Genomic DNA, 23,275 nt, shown 5'->3' on the forward strand with positions numbered 1-23,275 from the left:
ACCCGGGCCGGCTCAGACCTGGGTGAGGGCCCAGAAGCCGACGGCGAAGCAGACCAGCGCGAGCAGCAGGACCGGGACCGCCACCTTCGGGGGCGGTCCCGGTCGGCGTACGGGGGAAGTCCGACCCGGCTGACCGGGAACCTGAGGCGGTCGAGCGGTGTATGGATGAGTAGGGGCTTGTCCGTACGGCGCCGCGGACGTGGGGGCCTGGTCCAGGGAGGGGGTGGCGGGATGCGCGACCGGCGGGGGCAGATGGAAGCTGCCCGTCTCCGAGGCGACCGGCACCGGCACCGGCTGCGCGGGCGGGAACCCGGGCTGGGGCTGGTGGTGCGGCTGCGGCTGGTGCTGTGGCTGGTGAGCGGGGTGTGGGGGCTGTACGGGCTGTACGGGTGCCTGGGCGGGCTGCTGCCCCGCCGGTACGGGTACGGGGCCCGGTGCGGTGGTGGGAGCCGGTACGGCGTCGGCGGGGAACGGCGGCGCGGCCGGGGCCTCCGGCGCGGCGGGGCCCGTCGGGCCCTGGGGGCCGAAGCCGGCGGGCAGCGGGCCGAGCCGGTCGCGGATCTCGATCGGCGCCTCGCCCGCGGCGGGCTCGGGCAGCATCTCGACGGCGGCGCTCAGCGCCTTGCGCGCACCCGTGGCCGTCCGGAAGCGGGCCTGCGGATCGGGCTGGAGCAGCCCGGCGAGGACCTGCCACAGGGGCTCCGGGATGCCCTGGGGGGCGCCGGGCGTGCCGTGCGTGACGAAGTGCTCGACCAGGACCTGGGAGTCGGGCCTGCGGCCCTGGAGCAGATAGAGCGCGACCAGGCCGACCGCGAAGAGGTCGGCGGTGAAGTCGGGCTCGGCGCCCATGAGTTGTTCGGGCGCGAAATAACCGGGCGTTCCCACCACGTAGTTGGTCTCGGTGAGCCGGGGCTCGCCCTTCCGCATGGAGATGCCGAAGTCGGACAGCCGCAGGTGCGGCCGTCCGCTGCCGGTGACCTCCATGAGGATGTTGGCGGGCTTGATGTCCCGGTGGACGACGCCCTCGGCGTGCACCGTGGCCAGACCGGAGAGCAGCTGGTCGAGCAGGGTGCAGACGAGCCGGGGCGGCAGCGCGCCGTAGTCGCCGATGACGTGCGCCAGGGAGCCGCCGGCCACCAGGTCCATGGTGAACAGGACCTTGTCGTCGTCGGCCGCCCAGCTCGCCGGGGCGAGGACGTGCGGGTGGTCGATCCGCAGCGCCTGCTCGCGGACGAACCGCAGCAGGGTGTGCGCGTCGCTCTGGAGGAGCACCTTGGCCGCCACATAACGGCGGCGCCGGTGGTCCCAGGCCCGCCAGACGGCGCCCGCCCCACCCCTGCCGATCGGGTCGATCAGCTCGTACCGACCAGCGAAGACCTCACCCATGGCGCTGCGCCCGCTCCCCGTGCGTCGTCTCTCGGCGGTGCCGGCCCGCTTGCCGGCTCCCGCGTCAGTTCTGGTGCGACTCGTAGTGCGCGACCGCGTCCCCGGTGCGCCCGGCGCCGTACACCCGGAGGAACTCTGCCAGTTCCGGGTGGGCGGGGGCGAGGGAGTCGGCGGCGTCGATGATGTCGCCCGCGGCGGCCACGGAGCGCAGCAGCGACTGGATCTCGCGGACCACGCGGCGCACGGTGGGAGCGCCCGCACCGGGGGCGGCCTGACCCGTGGCGGTGAGAACGGAACCGCCCTGGGACTTCTTGATCTCGTCCATCCGGTCGGTGGCCTCGGCGGCGCTGACGCTGCCGTCGGCGACCTGGACGGCGAGTTCCTGGAGGGCCTGGACACGCTGGACGACGGCGGGGTTGCCGATCTTGGCCCGCTGGCCGCTCATCAGCTGGGACAGCATGGGCGCGGAGAGCCCGAGCACGGCGGCGAGCCTGGCCTGGTTGAGCCCGAGATCGTCGATCAGCCGACGGAAGAGCGCCCCCAGCGGCTCCCCGTACCAACTGCGCTGAAGCTCTCTGGCTCTTGCCGTGGCTTCCTGCTGCGCTGTGTCCATCACTTCTCCCCATCCCTGCGGTTCGCCACTGCGAACCTCGGTCAGCATCTTACGGAGAGTGGTCGCTGACCGGGAGTCCCAATCCTTTTGCCGGACATGGGGGGTGACCGGGTACGCTGTCCTCGTTCCGGGGCCTTAGCTCAGTTGGTAGAGCGCTGTCTTTGCATGGCAGATGTCAGGGGTTCGACTCCCCTAGGCTCCACTCGGAAAAATCCCCCTTGACCTGCGGAAACGCGGTCGGGGGGTATTTTTTTGCCCGTTTCGCCAGGAGCGGCGGGGGGTGGCCGCGGGGCGGTCGCCGGACGCGGTGGCCCGTGGTGGCCCGCGGTGAGGGGCCCGTGCTGGTCCGTACGGGTGGTGTTCATCGGAAGAACTGCGCGGCGGTGGCGTCGGTCCGCGGAAATCGGGCGCGCATCCACATCATGAGGAAGGTACGAAAAGCGCGCAATCCGAAATGAACCATCCGAGAACGACACGAAAGTGAGGGGCCATGGCCACCGCCAAGGTCAAGCAGTTCTGGACCGCCTTCATCTCCGTCCTCTTCGCCCTGCTCGCCTCCGTCGGCCTGGCGAACACCGCCGCCGCGGCTCAGCAGCCCGCCGTGCAGCAGCCCGAGGAGCCGGCCGGCCCCGCCGCCGCCCTCGTCCCCGCCACCAAGGGGGAGCGCGCGCTCGCCTCCGTACCGGCACAGCGGACGCACCGGTGGCCGCTCGCCGGCGCCCGTTCGCTGCCGCCCACCATCAAGCAGCGCATCGCCGCCGAGGCCCACGGCTCCTCGCCCTCCGCGCGTCAGCGGTCCTCCGCCACGCCCGTGACGGAGAGCGACCCGGCCGCCCTCACCGAGCTCGCCCTCGCCGCGGCCGCGTAGGGCGCGGGGAGACGACATGCGCACTCCCCACACCCGTACCCACTTCGCAGGACCCGGTAGGAGTTCGGCCGGTCAGCGGCGCTCGTCGCGTTCGGCGGCTTCGGCCGCGGCGGCTGCTTCGGCTTCGGTCTGCTTGGCCTCCACCTCGGGGTCGAGGGAACTGCCACTGCCGTCGACGGACGTGAGTCCGTTCTCCTCCTCCACATCGGTGGGAGCGGGCGGCTCGACAAGCCAGTCGGGATTGGCCTGCTTGTCCCACCACAACCAGGCGGCGAAGACGCCGCCGGCGACGACGCCGAGGACCAGAAGGCCCTTGGCGAGGCGTCCGGCCTTGGCCCGGCGCTCGTGCTTCTTCACGATCTTCCGGATTTCCTTCGGCGTCACCTGACCGCGCAGCGCGGCCCAGGCGGCGGTGGAACGCGACCCGGCCTCCTCAAGGACGGGACCGGTCGCGGCGACCGCGTGCTCGACACGCGGAACGGTGTAGTCGGCCGCCTGACGGGCGGCCCAGCGGGTCTTGACCGCCGCAGTGTGTGCGGCCGCGTCGACCCGCGGCGGTACGTGCGGTGCGACATACGAGTCGTACTGCGTACGAGCCTGTGCCCGGCAGAGCCGGGCGGCTTTCGAGACCTTCGGCGCGAGCGCGACTCGCGCCTCGTGCGCGTAGTGCGCGGCCTGGTCCTTGGCCGTGCCGGCGTACGGCGCCACCACTTCCGCGGCGTGCAGGACGCTCTCCTTCGCCGAATCTGTCGCGGCGCGCACGCTGTCCATGCGGGTCACGGGATTCCTCCTCCTCGGTGGCGACGATGTCGGTTTTTCACCTTTCCATCCTTTTCGGAATCATGCCCGTCGGATCGTGGTCCGGCATGCGGGGCGGGCATCCGGGGCATGGCCGTCCGGCGGCGGGGGCATGCGAGGATCGGACCGCCAGTGACAGACGCAGACGTGACATGCGCGAACCGACGTGGACGGAAGGCGACCGTGGCCGAGCAGCAGTACGCGATCCTCAAGACGAGCCTGGGTGACATCGAGGTGCGGCTGATGCCGTTCCACGCACCGAAGACGGTCCGGAACTTCGTCGAACTCGCCACCGGCGAGCGCGAGTGGACGCACCCCGCGACCGGGGCGGTCTCCAAGGACCCGCTCTACGACGGCACGACGTTCCACCGGGTCATCAAGGGCTTCATGATCCAGGGCGGCGACCCGCTGGGGAACGGCACCGGCGGCCCCGGCTACGAGTTCGCCGACGAGTTCCACCCGGAGCTCTTCTTCGACCGCCCCTACCTGCTGGCGATGGCCAACGCGGGCCCGGGCACCAACGGCTCGCAGTTCTTCGTCACCGTCGCCCCCGCGACCTGGCTGAACCGCAAGCACACCATCTTCGGCGAGGTCGTGGACAAGGAGAGCCGGAAGGTCGTGGACGCGATCGCGACCGGCGCGACCGACCCGCACACCGAGCGTCCGGTCCAGGACGTGGTGATCGAGTCCGTGGTGATCGAGAAGCGCTGAGGCGGAAGGGACGGGCACCTCCATGGAACCGCGACCCTCCGGCACCCCGCAGTCGGGTCCGCCGCGCTGCTACCGCCACCCCGAGGCCGAGACCGGCATCCGCTGCACGCGCTGCGAGAAGCCGATCTGCCCGCAGTGCATGGTCTCCGCCTCGGTCGGCTTCCAGTGCCCCGACTGCGTGCGCAACGGCTCGGGGACCGGCCACGCGCCCGACGCCAACCAGCCCCGGACGCTTGCGGGCGGCCGGGTGGCCTCGGACCCCCACTTCGTCACCAAGATCCTCATCGGGATCAACCTCGCGGTCTACCTCGCCGTGCTCGTCCTCGGGGAGCGGTTCGTCGACGAGCTGGTGCTCATCGGCTACGCCTACAACCCGCTCCTCGGCGAGGTGGTGGGGGTCGCGGACGGCGAGTGGTACCGGCTGCTGACCTCGACCGTCCTGCACGAGGAGGTCTGGCACATCCTCTTCAACGTGATCGGCCTGTGGGTGATCGGCGGGATCGTCGAACCCGAGCTCGGCCGGGTCCGCTACGCGGTGCTGTGCCTGCTCTCCGGGCTCTCGGGCTCCACGCTCGCCTATCTGGTCGCCGCGCCGAACCAGCCCTCGCTGGGTGCCTCCGGGATCGTCTACGGCCTCATCGGCGCCTGGGTCGTCCTGGCCCGTCGGCGCCGCCACGACATGCGTCCGGTGGTCCTCTTCGTGGCGCTCTCGCTGCTGATGACCTTCACCCGTCCGGGGATCTCCTGGGAGGCGCACGTGGGCGGTCTCGTGGGCGGCGCCCTCGTCGCGTACGGGCTGCTGCACGCGCCCCGGGCCCGCCGGGACCTCGTGCAGTACGCGGTCTGCGGTGCGGTGCTGCTGCTCGACCTGGGGATCGTGCTCGCCCGCTCGGCCGCGCTCACCTGAGCGCACCGGCCTGTGGAAGAGCTCTTCTGTGAGCTTTCCCCAGAGTTATCCACAGTGTGTGGCGGATCTTTCCCCCGTCGTGGGGAAAGACCGCACCCCCCGCCTCTGACCTGGTCTTTCTCCAGGGAGGCGAGGGGCGCGTGGCCTTGCCGCGGGGGTGATTCCGGTCATACCGGCGTCAACCTCGTGCGAGTTATCCACAGATCTTCGTAAGTTATCCAGTGCTGTGCACAACGCTGTGGATAAGTTCAGGGGAGAGCTTGACGAGCAGCCGGTACGGCCGCTAAGTCCCCGCTACTTCCACTGCGTGGAGACACCGAATCCGGCCGCGATGAAGCCGAAGCCCACCACGATGTTCCAGTTCCGGATCGACTCGAGCGGCAGCGAACCGTCGGTGACGTAGAAGACCACGATCCACACCAGACCGATGGCGAACAGCGCCAGCATCACGGGCGCCACCCAGCTGCGGTTCGTCAGCTTGATGTTGGTCGCCTGCTTGGCGGGCGGGGGCGTGAAGTCGGCCTTCTTGCGGATCCGTGACTTCGGCACGAGGGACTCTCCTGTCGATGCGCTGCGTGACCGCGCAGGGAACTGTGGCTGGCGCCGGGATGTGACGAAGGAGGACGACTGCGTCCCCCAGGCGTCCGTTAGCGTAGTGGTTCCGCGGCACCGAAGGGGATCAGGGTACGTTGAGCAATTCCGCCGACACTCCCGAAGGGCCGGGCCGCACCACGAGGTGGCGCCCCGTCCGGGTGCTCACCCTTGCCGTTTTCGGCCTCGCCGGACTGATCTTCGTGACCAGTTTCAACACGGCCAAGGGCACCAACATCCGCACGGACGCCTCGCTGCTCAGGCTCTCCGACCTCATCGAGGAACGCAGCCACAAGAACGCCGGCCTCGACGAGTCCACCGCGACCCTCCGCTCCGAGGTCGACGCGCTCGCCGCACGCGACGACGGATCCACCCGCGCGGAGGACGCCAGACTCGACGCCCTCGAAGCGGCCGCGGGCACCACCGAGGTCTCCGGCACGGGCCTCACCGTCACCCTCAACGACGCCCCGCCCAACGCCCAGGCGGCCCCCGGCTACCCCGAACCGCAGGCCAACGACCTGGTCATCCACCAGCAGGACCTCCAGGCCGTCGTCAACGCCCTGTGGCAGGGCGGCGCCACGGGCATCCGCGTCATGGACCAGCGGCTCATCTCGACCAGCGCCGTGCGCTGCGTCGGCAACACCCTGATCCTCCAGGGCCGCGTCTACTCGCCCCCGTACAAGGTCACCGCCGTCGGCGACCGCGGGAAGCTCACCAAGGCCCTCGCGGACTCCCCGGCGATCCAGAACTACCAGCTGTACGTGAAGGCGTACGGGCTCGGCTGGAAAGTCGACGAGCACAAGGCGGTGACTCTGCCGGGCTACTCGGGCACAGTGGACCTCCACTACGCGCAGCCGGTGAGCTGACAGCGGGAGAGCGGAGGGCCGCTTGCGCCTCGTCGTGCGGACCTTCAGCGAGCTGTGCCTCACCGTCGGCACGCTCATCGTCCTCTTCGTCGTGTACGTCCTGTACTGGACCGGCGTCCAGGCGGACATCGCCGGCGCCGCCCAGATCGACATCCTCCGGCGCGAGTGGGCGGACGCTCCCGTGGCGGCCGCTCCCGGACCCGGAACCGCCCCCACGCGCGCGCGTCCCCCGTACGCCCCCGGCAAGGGCATCGCGGTCATGTACGTCCCCCGGCTCGGCAAGGACTGGAAACGGCCGGTCCTCGAAGGCACCGGGACCGGGGTCCTCAAGAAGGGCCTCGGGCACTACGCGGCCACCGGGCGGCTCGGCGAGACGGGGAACTTCGCCGTGGCCGGACACCGCCGCACCTACGGCGACCCGTTCAAGGACTTCCCGCGGCTCCGCGCCGGTGACGCGGTCGTCCTCACCGACGGGACGACCTGGTTCACGTACCGGATCGACCGCGGACCCCACCGGACCGTGCCGAGCGACGTCGCCGTCGTCGATCCCGTCCCCAGGAAGTCGGGCTTCCGCGGGCCGGGCCGCTACCTCACCCTCACCACCTGCGACCCCGAGTGGGGCAGCAGCCACCGGCTGGTCGTCTGGGCGCACCTCGACGCCACCCAGCCGGTGACCGACGGCCGTCCACAGGCTTTGGACAGCTGACCCTGCACGGCCCCGGCGACCCGTACTCTGGTCCCCGTAACGAACGGAAGGGGCGGTCGACGTCATGTACGGCTGGATCTGGCGGCATCTGCCGGGCAACGCGTGGGTACGGGCGCTGCTCTCGATCGTGCTGGTCCTCGCGGTCGTCTACGTCCTCTTCCAGTACGTGTTCCCCTGGGCGGAGCCGCTGCTTCCGTTCAACGATGTGACGGTGGACGGCCAGTGAGCGCGCGAATTCTCGTCGTCGACAACTACGACAGCTTCGTCTTCAACCTCGTTCAGTACCTCTACCAGCTCGGCGCCGAGTGCGAAGTCCTCCGCAACGACGAGGTCGAGCTGAGCCACGCCCAGGACGGTTTCGACGGCGTCCTCCTCTCGCCCGGACCGGGCGCCCCCGAGCAGGCGGGCGTCTGCATCGACATGGTCCGGCACTGTGCCGACACCGGTGTGCCCGTCTTCGGCGTCTGCCTCGGCATGCAGTCGATGGCCGTGGCGTACGGCGGTGTCGTCGACCGCGCGCCCGAGCTGCTGCACGGCAAGACCTCGCTCGTCACACACGAGGGCCAGGGCGTCTTCGCCAGCCTGCCCTCGCCGTTCACCGCGACCCGCTACCACTCGCTGGCCGCCGAGCCCGCCGCGCTGCCGGCCGAGCTCGAGGTCACCGCGCGGACCGAGGACGGCATCATCATGGGCCTGCGCCACCGGGAACTCCCCGTCGAAGGCGTCCAGTTCCACCCCGAGTCGGTCCTCACCGAGCACGGTCACCTGATGCTCGCCAACTGGCTGGAGCAGTGCGGCGACAAGGGGGCGGTCGGCCGGTCGGCGGGTCTCGCGCCGGTGGTGGGCAAGGCCCTCGCGTGACGACGGGCTCCCCCTGGTTCCGCGCGACCAACGCGCCGGAGCCCGAGCCGATACCCACCGACCCGTACGCATACGGCCAGCCCGCGCCGCACGAGCCCACGGCTTACGAGGCCGCGCCTTATGAGCCCAGTTACGCGGCCGAGCCGGTGGTCGCGTACGAGAGCCCGTACGAAGCCGGGTACGAGCCGGCGTATGGGGCTGCACACGAGCCCGGGTACGAGCAGCCCGGGTACGAGGACGTGCGTGAGCCGGTGTACGAGGCCCCCAGTGGGGCTCTGGAGGCCGCGGAGGACCCGGAAGCCCCGAGGGACGAGACGATGGCTCTGCGGGCCGTGGAGCCCCTTCCCGGGCCCGGACGGGCCGAACGGCGCAAGGCGGCCAAGGGCGGCCGGGGCAAGGGCCGGGGCGCCGCCCCCGCGACCCCCGCTCAGCCCCCCGCCGACGGCCGGCCGCTCTCCCGCGTCGAGGCCCGGCGCGCCGCCCGCGCGGCCAAAGAGAGCGTCGGCGTCATCGCCAGCCGGGCCGTCGGGGAACTCTTCATCACCCTCGGCGTCGTCATGCTCCTCTTCGTCACCTACCAGCTGTGGTGGACGAACGTCCTCGCCGGCCAGGAGACCGACCGCGCCAAGGAGCAGATCGAGGACACCTGGGCCAAGGGCGACACCGGCGAGAAGGGCGACGACGGCAAGCCGGGGGCGTTCGAGCCCGGCCAGGGCTTCGCCATCATGTACATCCCCAAGCTGGACGTCGTCGTCCCCATCGCCGAGGGCATCAGCAAGCCCAAGGTCCTCGACAAGGGCATGGTCGGCCACTACGGCGAGGGCAAGCTCAAGACGGCCATGCCCGCCGACAAGCAGGGCAACTTCGCCGTCGCCGGCCACCGCAACACCCACGGCGAACCGTTCCGCTACATCAACCGCCTCAAGCCCGGCGACCCGATCGTCGTCGAGACGCAGAACGCGTACTACACGTACGAGATGGCCAGCATCCTGCCGCAGACCTCGCCCTCGAACGTCACGGTCATCGAGCCGGTCCCGAAGGGCTCGGGCTTCACCAAGCCCGGCCGGTACATCACGCTGACCACCTGCACGCCCGAGTTCACCAGCACGTACCGCATGATCGTGTGGGGCAAGCTGGTCGAGGAACGCCCGCGCAGCAAGGGAAAGCCGGCGGCGCTCGTAGGCTGAGACCCCACACCTCCGGACGGGACGACGGGACGACCTAGTGGCACGCGCGCGCAACCGGATCGCCGGGATCATCAGCGTCTTCGGCGAACTCCTCATCACGGCGGGCATCGTGCTCGGCCTCTTCGTCGTCTACTCGCTGTGGTGGACCAACGTCCTCGCCGACCGCGCCGCCGACAAGGACGGCGCCCAGGTCCGCGACCAGTGGGCCGACCAGGGCCCCGGCGCGCTCGACACCAAGGACGGCATCGGCTTCCTCCACGTCCCCGCCATGAAGAACGGCGAGGTCCTGGTGAAGCGGGGCACCGGCACCGACGTCCTCAACCACGGCGTCGCCGGCTACTACACCGACCCGATCAAGTCCGCGCTCCCGCAGGACAAGCAGGGCAACTTCACGCTGGCCGCGCACCGCGACGGCCACGGCGCCAAGTTCCACAACATCCACAAGTTGAAGACCGGGGACTCGATCGTCTTCGAGACCAAGGACACCTGGTTCGTCTACAAGGTCTACAAGACCCTGCCCGAGACCTCGAAGTACAACGTCGACGTCCTCCAGCCCGTCCCCAAGGAATCCGGCAAGACCAAGCCGGGCCGCTACATCACCCTCACCACCTGCACCCCCATGTACACCTCGGACTACCGCTACATCGTCTGGGGCGAACTGGAGCGCACCGAGAAGGTCGACCGCGACCGCACCCCGCCGGCGGAGCTGCGCTGAGCCCTCGGGAGGGCGGTGAGCGCGGGAAACGGGAGAGCCCCGGCATCCGTCCTGGATGCCGGGGCTCTCCCGTTCGTAGCTCTTCGCAGGTCGGGGCCGCTAGCCGAAGAAGCCGCCGCCGCGGTTGTCGCCGTTGCTGCCGTCCCCGCCGCCGCCGATCGTGATGACGGTGACCTGGTCGGTGGTGTTGACCATCGAGCCCTCGGGCGGGGTGGTGCCCATCACCATGGCGTCCTCCTTGTCGGAGCCCGTCTGCACCACGTTGGTCAGGCCCATGTTCTGGAGGATCTCCCTGACCTCCTTGAACTTCTTGCCCGCCAGACCGCCGGGGATCTGGACCTGGGTCTGCTGCGGGCCCTTGGAGACGCGGAGCTTGACCTCGGAGCCCTCGGGAGCCTTGCCCTCCACGCTCTGCGAGAGCACCTGGTCCTTGGGCTGGTCGGAGTCCACGTACTCGGTGACCACGACGAACTTCAGGTCCTTGAGCTGCTGCTCGGCCTGGGCGAGCTGGTTGCCGACCACCGGCGGAACCGTGACCTGGTTCTGCTTCGCGACGGTGATCGTCACCTCGGAGTTCTTCTCGGCCTTGGTGCCGCCCTGGGGGTTGGTGCTCAGGACGGTGCCGGGGTCCTCGTCGGACTCCTGCTGCTCGACCTTGACCTTGAAGCCCTTGGCCTGAAGGGTCTCCTCGGCGCGCTCCTGGGACTGCTCGACGACGTCCGGGACCTCGATGAGGGGGGCGCCCTCGGAGACGTACACCTGGACGGTGTCGCCGACGTTCATCTTGGTCACGTTGTCCGAGACCGGGTTCTGCCGGCAGATCAGGCCCTTGGGCTGGTCGCAGCGCTCGGTGCCGGCCTCCTGGACCTTCACCTGGGCGTTGCTCGCGAGCGTCGCCGCCGACTTCATGTCCTGGCCGACCAGCTGGGGCACGCCGACCTGCTGCGTGCCGTTCTCCTTGTCGAAGAGCGAGACGCCGATGAAGATCGCGCCGACGAGCACCAGGATGCCCGCGAGGACCAGCAGGATCGTCGAGGTGTTCGACTTCTTCTGGCCACCGCGACGGCGGTCCGGACGGTCGTCATAGCCGTGGCCGTAGCCGTCGTCCCCGCCGATCGGGGGCATCATCGACGTCTGGCCGCCCGGGTCGGCCTGGCGCAGCGCCGTGGTCGGCTGGTCCTCCGGCGGATAACCGCCGTAGCCCCCGCCGTACGCGGGCGCGCCCGCCATGCCCATCCCCATCGCGGCGGCCGCGGCGACCGGCTGGCCGTCGAGGCAGGCCTCGATGTCCGCGCGCATCTCGTCGGCGGACTGGTAGCGGTAGTCGGGGTCCTTGACCAGCGCCTTGAGGACGATGGCGTCCATCTCGGGCGTGATCTCGGGGTCGAAGTTGCTCGGCGGCTGCGGCTCCTCGCGCACGTGCTGGTACGCGACCGCGACCGGGGAGTCGCCGATGAACGGCGGCCGGACCGTGAGGAGCTCGTAGAGCAGGCAGCCCGTCGAGTACAGGTCGGAGCGGGCGTCGACCTGCTCGCCCTTGGCCTGCTCGGGGGAGAGGTACTGGGCCGTGCCGATCACCGCGGCGGTCTGCGTCATGGTCATGCCCGCGTCGCCCATGGCGCGCGCGATGCCGAAGTCCATGACCTTGACCTGGCCGGTGCGCGTCAGCATGACGTTCGCCGGCTTGATGTCACGGTGCACGATGCCGGCGCGGTGCGAGTACTCCAGCGCCTGGAGGATGCCGACCGTCATCTCGAGGGTGCGCTCGGGCAGCAGCTTGCGCCCGGAGTGCAGCAGCTCACGCAGGGTCGACCCGTCGACGTACTCCATCACGATGTACGGGATGGAGACCCCGTCGACGTAGTCCTCACCGGTGTCGTACACCGCGACGATCGCCGGGTGGTTCAGCGAGGCGGCGGACTGTGCCTCACGGCGGAACCGGGCCTGGAAGGACGGATCACGGGCCAGGTCGGCCCGCAGCGTCTTCACGGCGACGGTGCGGCCGAGCCGGGTGTCCTGGGCGAGGTACACCTCGGCCATGCCACCACGGCCGAGCACCGAGCCCAGCTCGTACCGGCCGCCGAGGCGACGCGGCTCTTCCATAGCTAATCCAGCCCTCTCCGTCTGTCCCGACCGCACCCATGGGTGGTCCGGCGGTGTGTGCTGTTCGCGGATACGGTACCGGCCCCGGGAAGGCCTTCCGCCCGGGGCCGCCGGCTGATACCCGACCGGTACCTGGCTCGTACCTGGTCCGGAGATCAGCCCCTGCTCTTCAGGACCGCCTTCATGACGGCCTTCGCGATCGGGGCCGCGAGACCGCCACCGCTGATGTCCTCACGGTCGGTGCCCGCCGAGTCCTCGACGATGACCGCGACCGCGACCGGGGAGCCCTCGGAGGTCTTCGCGTACGAGATGAACCACGCGTACGGGCGCTTGGCGTTCCTCTCGCCGTGCTGGGCCGTGCCCGTCTTGCCGCCGACCTTCACGCCGTCCATGCCCAGGTCGGCCTTGCCGCCGGTGCCGTTGGAGACGACGTTCTCCATCATCTGCTGGAGCAGCTGAGCGTTCTTCGGAGAGACCGGCTGGCTCATCTCCTCCGGCTCGTTCTTCTTGATCAGGTCGAGGTTCGGGGCACGCAGCTCGTCGATCATGTACGGCTTCATCAGCTTGCCGTCGTTGGCGATCGCCGCCGTGACCATCGCCATCTGGAGCGGGGTGGTCGCGGTGTTGAACTGGCCGATCGACGAGAGCGCGTTGCCGCCGCGGTCGGCCTTCTTGTCGTAGACCGAGGCGGAGGAGCGGACCGGGGTGAACTGCTCGGCGTTGAAGCCGAACTTCTCGGCCATCTCGACCATCTTGTCGCGGCCGACGTCGTCGCCGAGCTTCGCGAACACCGAGTTGCAGGAGATCTCCAGCGCCCGGTTCAGGCTGGCCTTCGCGCAGCCGCTGGCGTGGTTGACCATCTCCTTGGTGGAGAGGGGGATCTTCCAGCCCTCGGGGGTGTCCGTCGGCGCGTCGATGTCCGTGACCTTGCCGTTCTCCAGCGCGGCGGCGGCGGTCACGACCTTGAAGACGGAGCCGGGCGGGTAGATCTCACGGATCGCGCGGTTCAGCTTCGGCTTGTTCTTGTCGGTCTCCAGCGCGACCCACGCCTTCTCGTCCTTGCCGGAGTAGCCGGCGAACGAGGAGGGGTCGTACGAGGGCGTCGACGCCATCGCCAGGATCTTGCCGGTCTTCGGCTCGATCGCCACGACGGCACCCGTCTTGCTCCCCAGACCCTGGAACGCCGCCTTCTGCGCCGCCCCGCTCAGGGTCGTGACGACGTCGCCGCCCTTCTTCTTCTCGCCCGTGAACATCGCGAGCGTCCGGTCGAAGAACAGCCGGTCGTCGTTGCCGGTGAGGATGCCGTCCTCGATCTTCTCGATCTGGTTGGCGTCATAGGCCTGCGAGGCGTAACCGGTGACGGGGGCCCACATGGGGCCGTTCAGATACGTCCGCTTGTACTTGTAGAAGTCGTCCTGCGAGTCGACGGATCCGGTGATGGGCTTGCCGTCGACGATGATGTTGCCGCGGACGTTGGCGTACCGCTCGATCTGCACGCGCTTGTTGCGTGTGTGGGCGTTCAGCTCGTCGGCGCGGACGAACTGGATCCAGTTGTCCCGCAGAAGCAGGGCGAGGACGAGCAGGCCGCAGAAGATCGCGACCCGGCGCAGCGGCTTGTTCACGGACGGACCACCTGGGTCATCTCGGCGTCGGGGGACGGGGCGGGCGCGGGCGCCGGGCGCCGCGCGGTGTCGCTGATCCGGATCAGGATGCCGATCAGAGCCCAGTTGGCGATCACGGAGGAACCGCCGTACGCCAGGAAGGGCATCGTCATACCGGTGAGCGGGATGAGGCCCATCACACCGCCGGCGACGACGAAGATCTGGAGCGCGAAGGCGCCGGAGAGGCCCATCGCGAGCAGCTTGCCGAACGGGTCGCGAGCGGCGAGGGCGGTGCGGACACCGCGCTCGACGATCAGGCCGTAGAGCAGCAGGAAGACCATGACACCGGTCAGACCGAGCTCCTCGCCGACGGTGGCGAAGATGAAGTCGGAGTTCGCGGCGAAGCCGATGAGGTCCGAGTTGCCCTGGCCGAGGCCGGTGCCGAGGATGCCGCCGGAGCCGAACGACATCAGCACCTGGGTCATCTGGTCGCAGGCGGGCACCTTCTCCGCGCAGGCGAAGGGGTCGGCCCAGGCGTCCACACGTGCCTGGACGTGGCTCGCGAACGAGGCCACACCGACCGCACCGGCGACCGACATCGCCAGACCCATGACGATCCAGCTGGTCCGCTCGGTCGCCACGTACAGCATGATCACGAACATGCCGAAGAAGAGCAGCGACGTACCGAGGTCGTTCTCGAAGATCAGGATGAGGAGGCTGATCGCCCAGATCGTGATGATCGGGCCGAGGTCACGGCCTCGCGGCAGATAGAGCCCCATGAAGCGTCGACTGGCCAGGGCCAGGGCGTCCCGCTTCACCATGAGATAGCCGGAGAAGAAGACCGCCAGCACGATCTTCGCGAATTCACCTGGCTGGATGGAGAAACCGGCGACGTTGATCCAGATCTTGGCGCCGTAGATCGGGGTGCCGAGACCCGGAACGAGCGGCAGCAGCAGCAGGACGAGGGCGGCCGCCATGGAGATGTACGTGTAGCGCTGCAGGACACGGTGGTCCTTGAGCAGCAGCAGGACGCCGACGAACATGGCAACGCCGATCGCCGAGTAGAGCATCTGCTTCGGCGCGTCGGGGCTGAAGCTGCCGAAGTCCCGGATGGACTTGGCGATCAGCCGCGGTGACTGGTCCAGACGCCAGATCAGGACCAGGCCCATGCCGTTGAGGAGGGTGGCGAGGGGGAGGAGGAGGGGGTCCGAGTACGGGGCCCACTTGCGCACCACGAGGTGGGCGACGCCCGCGAGGAGGGCGAGGCCGAGGCCGTAACCGAGCATGCCGGCCGGGACCTTGCCGTCGATGGCCAGGCCCACGTTGAGGTACGCGAACACCGGGATGATGACGGCGAACCCCAGCAGCGCCAGCTCGGTGTTGCGGCGGCTCGGCGCCTCGATGGCGCCGATGGTGGTCGTGTTGGTGACAACGCTCATGGTGGTGAAAGGCCCCCTACGGGTGCTTACTGCTTGCCGCAGTTCGAGGCCAGCTTCTGCTCCTCCGTGGTGAGGGTGGGACCCGGGGAGGGAGCGGCTGTGGTGGGCTTGGAGTCAGGGGTGGCGGTGCCGTCGGGCTTCGTGGCCGGCGGCTTGCTCGCCCGGTCGGCGGCGGCCTTCTCGGAGGCCTCACGGCGCTGTTCGGTCTTCTTGCAGGCGGAGGCCTGCACGGACAGCTCGGAGATCTTCGTCTGGGCCTTGCCGAGGCTGCCGCCCGCGATCGTGTCCTCGACCTGCTTCCGCTGGTAGGCGGGGAGGTACTTGAGTTCGATCTCGGGGTGGTCCTTCTCGACCTTCGACAGGGAGATCCACGCCAGGTCCTGGCTGATGCCCTGGTACAGGGCGACGTGCTGGTCCTTGGCGCCCACGAAGTACTGGGTCTGGGTCCAGCGCCAGCCGCCGTAGGCCCCGCCGCCGACGACGGCGAGGATCAGCACGAGGAAGAAGGAGCGCTTGAGCCACTTGCGGCCGGTGCGCGGCTTCTCGAAGTCGTCGTCCAGGTAGGACTCGAAGGAGCCCTGCGGGGGCATGCCGCCGTAGCCGTGGTCGTCGCCGCTGCCGGGCGGGCCGAACCCGCCGGCGGGCGGCTGCTGGTGCGGGGCGGGGCGGCCGAGGCCGGAGGCGCGGCCGGCCGGCGTCTGCATCGCGCCGCCGTCGTTCAGCTGGGCGGCCTGGTTCTCGGCGACGGCGCCCACGATGACGGGGGTGTCGCTGAGGTGGCCGGCGAGGGTGTCGCCGCCGTCGACGTCGAGGACGTCGGCGACGATCACCGTGATGTTGTCGGGGCCGCCGCCGCGCAGGGCGAGCTGGATCAGCTCCTGCACGGTCTCCTGCGGGCCCTGGTAGCTGGCGAGGGTGTCCTCGAGGGTCTGGTGGGACACCACGCCGGACAGGCCGTCGGAGCAGATCAGGTAGCGGTCGCCGGCGCGGACCTCGCGGATGGAGAGGTCGGGCTCGACGTGGTCGCCGCTGCCGAGCGCGCGCATGAGGAGCGAGCGCTGCGGGTGGGTGGTGGCCTCTTCCTCGGTGATCCGGCCCTCGTCGACGAGCCGCTGGACCCAGGTGTGGTCCTGGGTGATCTGGGTGAGGACGCCGTCGCGGAGCAGGTAGGCGCGCGAGTCGCCGACGTGCACGAGGCCGAGGCGCTGGCCGGTCCACAGCAGGGCGGTGAGCGTGGTGCCCATGCCCTCCAGCTGCGGGTCCTCCTCGACCATCATCCGGAGCTGGTCGTTGGCGCGCTGCACCGCCGTGCCGAGCGAGGTGAGGATGTCGGAGCCGGGGACGTCGTCGTCGAGGGTGACCAGGGTGGAGATCACCTCGGAGGAGGCGACCTCGCCGGCCGCCTGGCCGCCCATGCCGTCGGCGATGGCGAGCAGGCGGGGCCCGGCGTAGCCGGAGTCCTCGTTGCCCTCGCGGATCATGCCCTTGTGGGAGCCCGCGGCGAAGCGCAGCGACAGAGTCATGCGCACCTGCCCTGTCGACGCTGCATCGGGGTACAGCCGGTCTCGACCCACACTGCCCACCCTCCGGTCGCTCCGCTCATTGTCGTACTACTTCCGAAGCTCGATGACGGTCTTGCCGATGCGGATCGGCGCGCCCAGCGGAATCGGGGTGGCGGTGGTGAGGCGGGTCCGGTCGAGGTACGTGCCGTTGGTGGACCCGAGGTCCTCGACGATCCACTGGCCGTCACGGTCCGGGTAGATCCTGGCGTGGCGGCTGGAGGCGTAGTCGTCGTCGAGGACGATCGTCGAGTCGTGCGCCCGGCCCAGCGTGATCGTCTGGCCCTGGAGGGCGACGGTCGTGCCGGTGAGGGTGCCCTCGGAGACGACCAGCTTGGTCGGGGCGCCGCGGCGCTGGCGGCCGCCCGAGGCCTGCTGGCCGCGCTGCTGCGGAGGCGCGGCGGCCTGGCGCGCGGCCTGCTGCGGCCGGGCCTCCTGGCGCCGCGAACCGCGCTGGGTCACCCGCGTGCCGAACAGGTCACTGCGGATGACCTGGACGGCCACGATGACGAACAGCCACAGAACGGCCAGGAAACCCAACCGCATGACCGTCAGGGTCAGCTCTGACATTGCCCCCGCTTCACCCTTCGGCTTGCCGGTAAACGATGGTGGTGCTGCCCACGACGATCCGCGAGCCGTCGCGGAGCGTAGCGCGGGTGGTGTGCTGCCCGTCCACCACGATGCCGTTGGTGGATCCGAGATCCTGGATCGTCGAGGGCGTTCCGGTCCGGATCTCGCAGTGCCGGCGGGAGACGCCGGGATCGTCGATCCTCACGTCCGCGTCGGTGCTGCGGCCGAGGACCAGGGTCGGGCGGGAGATCTGGTGGCGGTTGCCGTTGATCTCGATCCAGCGCCGCGTCCCGGCGCCCGCACCGGGGCCGGGCATGGCGCCGGGGCCGCCCTGGGGGCGGCCTGCGGGTGCCGTCGGCCGGTGGCCGGGCGGCGGTGCGGCGGGCATGGGCGGAGCGCCGGCCGGCGGGTACCCGTAGTCGCCGCGGCCCTGTCCCGCACCCTGCTGGTGGCCGGGGGCGGAGGGCTGCTGCTGTGACGTACTCGACGCCAGCGTGCGGCTGCGGACGCGGTACAGGCCGGTGTCGAGGTCCTCGGCCTTCTCCAGGTGGACCTTGATCGGGCCCATGAAGGTGTACCGCTGCTGCTTGGCGTAGTCCCTGACCAGGCCGGCGAGCTCGTCGCCGAGCTGGCCGGAGTAGGGGCTGAGGCGCTCGAAGTCCGGCGTGCTCAGCTCCACGATGAAGTCGTTGGGGACGACGGTCCGCTCGCGGTTCCAGATCGTCGCGTTGTTGTCGCACTCGCGCTGGAGCGCGCCGGCGATCTCGACGGGCTGGACCTCGGACTTGAAGACCTTGGCGAAGGTGCCGTTGACCAGACCTTCGAGGCGCTGCTCGAATCGCTTCAGGACTCCCATGGGGCACCTCCTCCGTCGTTGTCGTCCTGGTACTGCTTACTGATCGTATCCACGCGTCGGGAAATCGGCTGGTTCCCCTTCTCTGCCCTGTGGACGAGTGTCACCTCTCACAGGCTTTCCCCACGGATCGTAGAGGCGGCCTGTGGACAGTGTCCCGCACCCGACTGTGGAACCGGGGTGCGGTCCAAGGGTCGGTGCGGGAGGGCGGCGCCGTCCATCCCCGCGGCCATCCCCTTCGTCCCCCCTCCTCCCCTCTTCGGCACCCCCTATCCCTCTCTCCTGCCCTCACCTTGTTCTGCGCGAGCGGAGCCGAAACAACGGATGTGAATCCACGGCCTGCGACGTGCTAATCTTCAGATGTCGCCAGGCGCTCCCGCTGAAAAGCGAGAGGGCCCGGAGCACACCCAATGCGCGGGTGGCGGAATAGGCAGACGCGCTGGATTCAGGTTCCAGTGCCCGAAAGGGCGTGGGGGTTCAACTCCCCCCTCGCGCACCAGTCGAGACGGTCGGCATCGTTCACACGATGCCGACCGTCTTGCGTTTCCCGGGATGTGACGTTGTCCACGTCGGGGCCGGCGGTGGTGTCCGCGCGACTTTGGTCGTCGGGGGGTGCGACGAAAGAGAGGCGCTGGGGCGGGGGCTCGCTGTCTAGGGTGCGAGCGTGGACGAGATGGCGAAATCGGGGAGTCGGGGTGCGGGCCGGATCGGAGCCCGGATCGCCGACGCGTGGGCCTGGTTCCTGGTGCCCGGACAGTGGTCGGGGCGGAGGACCACCGGTGAGGTGGCGCTCGCCGTGGTCGTGGCGCTGCTCGCCGCCGGGACCGAGGACGTGCTGGGCGGCGAGGGATGGCGGCTCGCCGCGGTCGCCGCGGGTGCCGCCGTGCTCTCGCTGGTGCGGCGGAGGTTCCCGGCGATCGCGCTCGTGCTGGCCGCCGGACTCACGCCCTTCGTGCCCGGGATGGGGCCGCTGCTGCTGGTCGTCGGCTGGTCGTCGGGCCGGTACATCGTGGGCGCGGGGAACGCGCTGGCGGCGTACATCGCCGCCTTCGTGCTGAACGTCGGCGGCACGCTCCTGGAGTCCGGGGAGCGGCAGCGGATGCTCATCGTCGCCTTCATAGCGACCCTCTACTACCTGGGCACGACCCTGGCCCCCGGCCTCGCCCACCGCTACTGGACCCAGCGGCGGACCCTGCTGCACGCGCTGCAGGAGCGCAATGCCCAACTGCTGCGCGAGCGGACCATGGTGGCCTGGCACGCGCGGCTGCGGGAGCGGCAGCGGATCGCGCAGGACATGCACGACAGCCTCGGTCACCAACTGGCCCTGATCGCCGTCCACACCGGCGCCCTCGAGGTCGACCGTGAACTGGGCGAACGGCAGCGCGAGGTGGTCGGCGTCCTGCGGAACGCGTCGGTGACCGCGATGCACGAACTCCGCGAGGTCGTCGGGATACTCCGCGACGGCGTCGAGGCGACGGACGGTGCGGCGGCACCCGCTCTGGCCGGGGACGAGACCGGGCGGGCGGCGCGGGGCATCGCGGGCATCGAGGGGCTGGTGGAGGCGGCGCGGGCGGCCGGCACCGCGGTCGGGCTGCGGCGGCTCGGGGAGGAGCGGTCGCTGGCGCCCGCCGCCGACCACGCCGCGTACCGGATCGTCCAGGAGGCCCTGACCAACGCCTACAAGCACGCTCCGGGGGCGCCGATAGGCGTCGAGCTGCGGTACGAGCCGGACACGTTCGTGGTGGAGATCGTCAACGAGCGGCCGTCGGCGGGTCCCGCCGAGGACGTGGTGAGCGGCGGCCAGGGCCTCGCCGGGCTCGCCGAGCGGGCCCGGCTGGTGGGCGGCATGTGTCACGCGGGGCCGGCCGACGGCGGCGGGTTCCGGGTGGCGGGGATGCTGCCGTACGGGGCGGCGCCGGTCGCGGAGGCAGCGCCTTTGGTCGACGAGGCCGACGACTTCCGGCAGCAGACCACGAAACCGCTCGTGGGCGATGGTCGTCCCGTCGCGGTCGGACCGGCCGACTGGACGTTCACGGAGCGGGAGCTGGCGATGGCGGTACGCGGGGGCAAGGGCGGCACCAGCACGGGCGGGGCGATCGCGCTGGGGTGCGGGATAGCGTTCGCCGCGCTCGTTCTGCTGGTGGTCGCGGCGGGCTTCGGCCTCTACTTCCTGATGGGTTCCGTCGAGGACGGGATGATCGACCCCGAGCAGTACGACGCGGTGCAGGTCGGGACGGCCGAGAAGACGGTGCGGGACCAGCTGCCCTCCGGTGACTCGATAGCCACGGTGGGCCTGAACAAGGGCGGGCCCGAGCGGCCTGCGGGCTCCGACTGCCTGGTGCTCATGTCCTCGGAGTTCAGCGAGAGTTTCGACAAGGAGCCCGTTTTCCGGTTCTGCTTCAAGGACGGCAAGCTGATCGAGAAGAAGTCGTACGAGGTCGAGCAGCGGTAGCGCTGAGCCGCCCGTACCGGAGCCGTGGGGGAGAAGCTGTGGCAGGGCAGCCCATCAGGGTCGTGATCGCCGATGACGAGCCTCTGATCAGGGCCGGGATCCGGATGATCCTCATCTCGGACCCGGAGATCGAGGTCGTCGCCGAGGCCGCCAACGGCCGGGAGGCGGTCGAGGCGGCGCGGGCCCACGCGGCGGACGTGGTGCTGCTCGACATCCAGATGCCCGTGCTCGACGGTCTCTCGGCGCTGCCGGAGCTGCGCCGGGCGGCGCCGGCGGCCCGGGTCATCGTCCTGACGACCTTCGGCGAGCGGGAGAACGTGCTGCGGGCCCTTGAGCACGGCGGTGCCGGGTTCCTGCTCAAGGACACGGCGCCGGCCGAGCTGATCCGGGCGGTACGGGCGGCCGCGGCGGGGGACGCGTATCTGTCGCCGGCGGCGACCCGGCACGTGGTCGAGCGGCTAGCCACCAGCCGCGAGGCCGCCCGGGCCGAGCAGGCGCGGGGGCGGGTGGCGGCGCTGAGCGAGAAGGAGCGCGATGTCCTCGCCCTGCTCGGCGAGGGTCTTTCCAACGCGGACGCGGGGAAGCGGCTGCACATGAGCGAGGCCACGGTGAAGACCTATGTGAGCCGGATCCTGGCCAAGCTGGACTGCGAGAACCGGGTGCAGGCGGCGCTGCTCGCCCGGGACGCGGGGCTGTAGGCGGGCCGGGCCGCGCGGCGGGGGCTCGGCCTCGGGAGCGGGGACGTCGAGGTGAGCGGGGCTAGGCCTTGGCGGGGTGTGTCTGCCGGGGTGAGCGGGCTCGGTCTCGGGGTGTGGTTCGTTCGTCAGGGTGCGGGGGGCTCGGGGAGGCCGGTGGTGCCGGCGGCGTTGTAGCGGAGCAGGTAGCCGGCGAAGTGGGCGAGGTCCTCGGCGGACCAGTCCTTGAGGCGCTCCTGGTAGGCGGCGAGGCGGTTCGTCTGGGCCTGGGCGAGGACCTTCGCGCCCGCGTCGGTCGGGTGCAGGACGTGGACGCGGTGGTCGTCGGGGGCGGGGCGGCGCTCGACCATGCCGAGCTTCTCCAGGGCGGCGATCTGGCGGCTGACCGTCGACTTGTCCAGGAGGTAGTGGGCCGCGAGGTCGGTGGCCCGGCAGTCGCGCTGTTCCTCGATGTGGGCGAGGAGCGTGTAGGAGACGAGCGGCAGCTCGGGGTGGACCCGGGCCGCGGCGGCGCGGGCGCGGCGGGCGAAGGCGGTCAGTTCGCGCTGGATGACGTCCACGGACGCCTCGCGTGGGGGCTGGGTGCCGTCGGCGGTCATGGTGCGCTCCCTGGGCCGTGGTCGGGGCGAGGGGTGCCCGCTTCCCGTTTCGGTTGTATAGTACAACGGTTCGTTAGTTGTAAAAGCCAACCATGGAGGCTGCCTCGTGTCCGCAGGACCGAACACCACCGGTGCGTTGCGGCATGTCCTCGGACATCTGCTCACCCCCCTGCTGATGTGCGTCGGCATGGGACTCGCCTACCTCGGCGCCTTCCATGCCCCGGCACCCCACGACCTGCGCGTCGACGTCGTCGGCTCGGGACCCAGCGCGCAGGTCCTCGCGCAGACCCTCCAGGACAAGGGCGCGGGCGCCCTCGACGTCCGTACCGTCGCCGACAAGGACACGGCGGTCGCGGCCCTGCGCGAGCAGAGCAGCTTCGGCGCCTACGTCCCCGGCGAGAAGCCGGAGCTGCTCGTCGCCTCGGCCTCCTCCGACACCAGCGCCATGGCCGTGGAGAAGGTGTTCACCAAGGTCGCGGCCGGCCAGGGCGCCCCGCTCGAGGTCACCGACGTCGCGCCCGTCGCCTCCGGCGACCCGACCGGGCAGGGCGTGTTCTTCCTGCTCGTCGCCCTCAGCATCGGCGCGTACGCCTCGGTCGCCGTGATCGGCGGAGCCGGCGCCGTCCTGCCGATGCGGATCAGGGTCCTCCTCGCCGCCGGCATGTCCCTCGTCGTCAGCCTCGTCGGCACGCTCTTCGCCGGACCGGTCTTCCACCTCGTCGACCAGGGGCTCGGCGGAGTGTGGGCGCTGTCCTGGCTGTACGCGGCGGGCATCCTGCTCGTCGGCGTCGGCCTGCACACCTTCCTGCGCCGCTGGACCACCCTCGGCGTCATGGTGCTCTTCGTCATGCTCAACTTCACGAGCTCCGGCGGCATCTACCGGCCCGAACTCCAGCCCGGCTTCTTCGGCGCGCTGCACTCCTTCTGGAACGGCGCCGGCTTCGTCGAAGGCGTCCGGGGCCACGTCTACTTCGACGGGCACGCGCTCGGCGGACACGTCCTCACCCTCTCCCTCTGGCTCCTCGCCGGAGTCGCCCTCGTCGTCGCCGCGGGCGTCACGGAGGCCCGCCGGAAGACCGCGGGCACCCCGCGCGTCCAGGCGGCGACCCCGGCCGAGATCGAGGAGGAAGTGGAAGAGGCCGTCGCCGTCTGACGGTTGTCCACAGGGCGTTGTCCACAGGGGGAGACGGCCGCT

23 protein-coding genes and 2 tRNA genes are annotated in these 23,275 nt (G+C 70.5%); 14 read left to right on the forward strand and 11 right to left on the reverse strand.

The window, feature by feature from the left end; all coding sequences use genetic code 11:
• Nucleotides 1-12: 12 nt before the first annotated feature.
• Together ACZ7G1_RS18900 and ACZ7G1_RS18905 are read right to left on the reverse strand one after the other, a co-directional pair.
• Entirely contained in the window at nucleotides 13-1,386 is a 1,374-nt protein-coding gene (locus tag ACZ7G1_RS18900) for a serine/threonine-protein kinase (RefSeq protein ID WP_470874154.1), read from the reverse strand.
• Nucleotides 1,387-1,450: 64 nt separating this feature from the next.
• Nucleotides 1,451-1,999 (reverse strand): helix-turn-helix domain-containing protein, encoded by a 549-nt coding sequence (locus tag ACZ7G1_RS18905; protein ID WP_470874156.1) that lies wholly within the window; start codon nucleotides 1,997-1,999, stop codon nucleotides 1,451-1,453.
• Nucleotides 2,000-2,128: 129 nt separating this feature from the next.
• On the opposite strand from ACZ7G1_RS18905, the gene ACZ7G1_RS18910 reads away from it, so the two are divergent.
• Both ACZ7G1_RS18910 and ACZ7G1_RS18915 read left to right on the forward strand, forming a co-directional pair.
• Nucleotides 2,129-2,201, forward strand: a tRNA-Ala gene (locus tag ACZ7G1_RS18910).
• 288 nt (nucleotides 2,202-2,489) lie between these two features.
• The gene (locus ACZ7G1_RS18915) at nucleotides 2,490-2,867 is read left to right on the forward strand and encodes a DUF6344 domain-containing protein (protein ID WP_470874158.1); all 378 of its coding nucleotides are present in this window, start codon (nucleotides 2,490-2,492) and stop codon (nucleotides 2,865-2,867) included.
• A gap of 72 nt (nucleotides 2,868-2,939) precedes the next feature.
• Here ACZ7G1_RS18915 and ACZ7G1_RS18920 read toward each other — a convergent pair whose 3' ends face one another.
• Complete coding sequence (locus tag ACZ7G1_RS18920) at nucleotides 2,940-3,647, reverse strand: DUF5324 family protein (RefSeq protein ID WP_470874160.1); 708 nt, start codon at nucleotides 3,645-3,647, stop codon at nucleotides 2,940-2,942.
• Nucleotides 3,648-3,848: 201 nt separating this feature from the next.
• Here ACZ7G1_RS18920 and ACZ7G1_RS18925 point away from each other — a divergent pair, with 201 nt between their 5' ends.
• Both ACZ7G1_RS18925 and ACZ7G1_RS18930 read left to right on the forward strand, forming a co-directional pair.
• Entirely contained in the window at nucleotides 3,849-4,376 is a 528-nt protein-coding gene (locus ACZ7G1_RS18925; protein ID WP_470874162.1) for a peptidylprolyl isomerase, read from the forward strand.
• 22 nt (nucleotides 4,377-4,398) lie between these two features.
• Complete coding sequence (locus ACZ7G1_RS18930; RefSeq protein ID WP_470874164.1) at nucleotides 4,399-5,283, forward strand: rhomboid family intramembrane serine protease; 885 nt, start codon at nucleotides 4,399-4,401, stop codon at nucleotides 5,281-5,283.
• Nucleotides 5,284-5,577: 294 nt separating this feature from the next.
• Here ACZ7G1_RS18930 and crgA read toward each other — a convergent pair whose 3' ends face one another.
• Nucleotides 5,578-5,832: a cell division protein CrgA gene (gene crgA / locus ACZ7G1_RS18935; protein ID WP_411109451.1), complete on the reverse strand. Its 255-nt coding sequence runs from the start codon at nucleotides 5,830-5,832 to the stop codon at nucleotides 5,578-5,580.
• Nucleotides 5,833-5,972: 140 nt separating this feature from the next.
• Here crgA and ACZ7G1_RS18940 point away from each other — a divergent pair, with 140 nt between their 5' ends.
• The 6 genes from ACZ7G1_RS18940 to ACZ7G1_RS18965 all read left to right on the forward strand — a co-directional run bounded on the left by ACZ7G1_RS18940 (nucleotide 5,973) and on the right by ACZ7G1_RS18965 (nucleotide 10,209).
• The gene (locus tag ACZ7G1_RS18940; RefSeq protein WP_470874166.1) at nucleotides 5,973-6,740 is read left to right on the forward strand and encodes a DUF881 domain-containing protein; all 768 of its coding nucleotides are present in this window, start codon (nucleotides 5,973-5,975) and stop codon (nucleotides 6,738-6,740) included.
• Nucleotides 6,741-6,762: 22 nt separating this feature from the next.
• Nucleotides 6,763-7,446 (forward strand): class E sortase, encoded by a 684-nt coding sequence (locus tag ACZ7G1_RS18945; protein WP_470874168.1) that lies wholly within the window; start codon nucleotides 6,763-6,765, stop codon nucleotides 7,444-7,446.
• A gap of 64 nt (nucleotides 7,447-7,510) precedes the next feature.
• Nucleotides 7,511-7,672 carry a hypothetical protein gene (locus ACZ7G1_RS18950; protein ID WP_017240377.1) on the forward strand — a complete coding sequence of 54 codons (162 nt, stop codon included), beginning with the start codon at nucleotides 7,511-7,513 and terminating at the stop codon, nucleotides 7,670-7,672.
• Nucleotides 7,669-8,307, forward strand: coding sequence for an aminodeoxychorismate/anthranilate synthase component II (locus ACZ7G1_RS18955; protein WP_470874170.1), 639 nt, complete (start codon nucleotides 7,669-7,671; stop codon nucleotides 8,305-8,307). The genes ACZ7G1_RS18950 and ACZ7G1_RS18955 overlap by 4 nt, the downstream gene beginning before the upstream one ends.
• The gene (locus tag ACZ7G1_RS18960) at nucleotides 8,304-9,494 is read left to right on the forward strand and encodes a class E sortase (RefSeq protein ID WP_470874172.1); all 1,191 of its coding nucleotides are present in this window, start codon (nucleotides 8,304-8,306) and stop codon (nucleotides 9,492-9,494) included. The genes ACZ7G1_RS18955 and ACZ7G1_RS18960 overlap by 4 nt, the downstream gene beginning before the upstream one ends.
• A gap of 37 nt (nucleotides 9,495-9,531) precedes the next feature.
• The gene (locus ACZ7G1_RS18965; RefSeq protein WP_470874174.1) at nucleotides 9,532-10,209 is read left to right on the forward strand and encodes a class E sortase; all 678 of its coding nucleotides are present in this window, start codon (nucleotides 9,532-9,534) and stop codon (nucleotides 10,207-10,209) included.
• A 99-nt stretch (nucleotides 10,210-10,308) separates the two neighbouring features.
• On the opposite strand, the gene pknB is transcribed toward ACZ7G1_RS18965, so the two are convergent.
• The 6 genes from pknB to ACZ7G1_RS18995 form a co-directional block, all read right to left on the reverse strand.
• The gene (gene pknB, locus ACZ7G1_RS18970; RefSeq protein ID WP_470874176.1) at nucleotides 10,309-12,312 is read right to left on the reverse strand and encodes a Stk1 family PASTA domain-containing Ser/Thr kinase; all 2,004 of its coding nucleotides are present in this window, start codon (nucleotides 12,310-12,312) and stop codon (nucleotides 10,309-10,311) included.
• 155 nt (nucleotides 12,313-12,467) lie between these two features.
• Entirely contained in the window at nucleotides 12,468-13,934 is a 1,467-nt protein-coding gene (locus ACZ7G1_RS18975; protein WP_470874178.1) for a peptidoglycan D,D-transpeptidase FtsI family protein, read from the reverse strand.
• On the reverse strand, nucleotides 13,931-15,352 hold the full coding sequence (locus tag ACZ7G1_RS18980; RefSeq protein ID WP_470874180.1) for an FtsW/RodA/SpoVE family cell cycle protein: 1,422 nt from the start codon (nucleotides 15,350-15,352) through the stop codon (nucleotides 13,931-13,933). The genes ACZ7G1_RS18975 and ACZ7G1_RS18980 overlap by 4 nt, the downstream gene beginning before the upstream one ends.
• 26 nt (nucleotides 15,353-15,378) lie before the next feature.
• Nucleotides 15,379-16,875: a Stp1/IreP family PP2C-type Ser/Thr phosphatase gene (locus ACZ7G1_RS18985; protein ID WP_470874182.1), complete on the reverse strand. Its 1,497-nt coding sequence runs from the start codon at nucleotides 16,873-16,875 to the stop codon at nucleotides 15,379-15,381.
• Between the two features lie 87 nt (nucleotides 16,876-16,962).
• Nucleotides 16,963-17,481, reverse strand: coding sequence for an FHA domain-containing protein FhaB/FipA (locus ACZ7G1_RS18990; RefSeq protein ID WP_470874184.1), 519 nt, complete (start codon nucleotides 17,479-17,481; stop codon nucleotides 16,963-16,965).
• Between the two features lie 10 nt (nucleotides 17,482-17,491).
• Nucleotides 17,492-18,337 (reverse strand): FhaA domain-containing protein, encoded by an 846-nt coding sequence (locus ACZ7G1_RS18995; protein WP_470874186.1) that lies wholly within the window; start codon nucleotides 18,335-18,337, stop codon nucleotides 17,492-17,494.
• Nucleotides 18,338-18,746: 409 nt separating this feature from the next.
• Here ACZ7G1_RS18995 and ACZ7G1_RS19000 point away from each other — a divergent pair.
• The 3 genes from ACZ7G1_RS19000 to ACZ7G1_RS19010 all read left to right on the forward strand — a co-directional run bounded on the left by ACZ7G1_RS19000 (nucleotide 18,747) and on the right by ACZ7G1_RS19010 (nucleotide 21,484).
• Nucleotides 18,747-18,833, forward strand: a tRNA-Leu gene (locus ACZ7G1_RS19000).
• 174 nt (nucleotides 18,834-19,007) lie between these two features.
• On the forward strand, nucleotides 19,008-20,786 hold the full coding sequence (locus ACZ7G1_RS19005; RefSeq protein ID WP_470874397.1) for a sensor histidine kinase: 1,779 nt from the start codon (nucleotides 19,008-19,010) through the stop codon (nucleotides 20,784-20,786).
• A 38-nt stretch (nucleotides 20,787-20,824) separates the two neighbouring features.
• The gene (locus ACZ7G1_RS19010; protein WP_470874188.1) at nucleotides 20,825-21,484 is read left to right on the forward strand and encodes a response regulator; all 660 of its coding nucleotides are present in this window, start codon (nucleotides 20,825-20,827) and stop codon (nucleotides 21,482-21,484) included.
• A 125-nt stretch (nucleotides 21,485-21,609) separates the two neighbouring features.
• Here the strand turns inward: ACZ7G1_RS19010 and ACZ7G1_RS19015 are convergent, their stop codons facing one another.
• Nucleotides 21,610-22,080, reverse strand: coding sequence for a MarR family winged helix-turn-helix transcriptional regulator (locus ACZ7G1_RS19015; protein WP_470874190.1), 471 nt, complete (start codon nucleotides 22,078-22,080; stop codon nucleotides 21,610-21,612).
• Nucleotides 22,081-22,186: 106 nt separating this feature from the next.
• Here ACZ7G1_RS19015 and ACZ7G1_RS19020 point away from each other — a divergent pair, with 106 nt between their 5' ends.
• Nucleotides 22,187-23,233: an ABC-2 transporter permease gene (locus ACZ7G1_RS19020; protein WP_470874192.1), complete on the forward strand. Its 1,047-nt coding sequence runs from the start codon at nucleotides 22,187-22,189 to the stop codon at nucleotides 23,231-23,233.
• The last annotated feature ends 42 nt before the right edge of the window (nucleotides 23,234-23,275 follow it).

This window comes from Streptomyces sp. NPDC037273 (assembly GCF_055603625.1).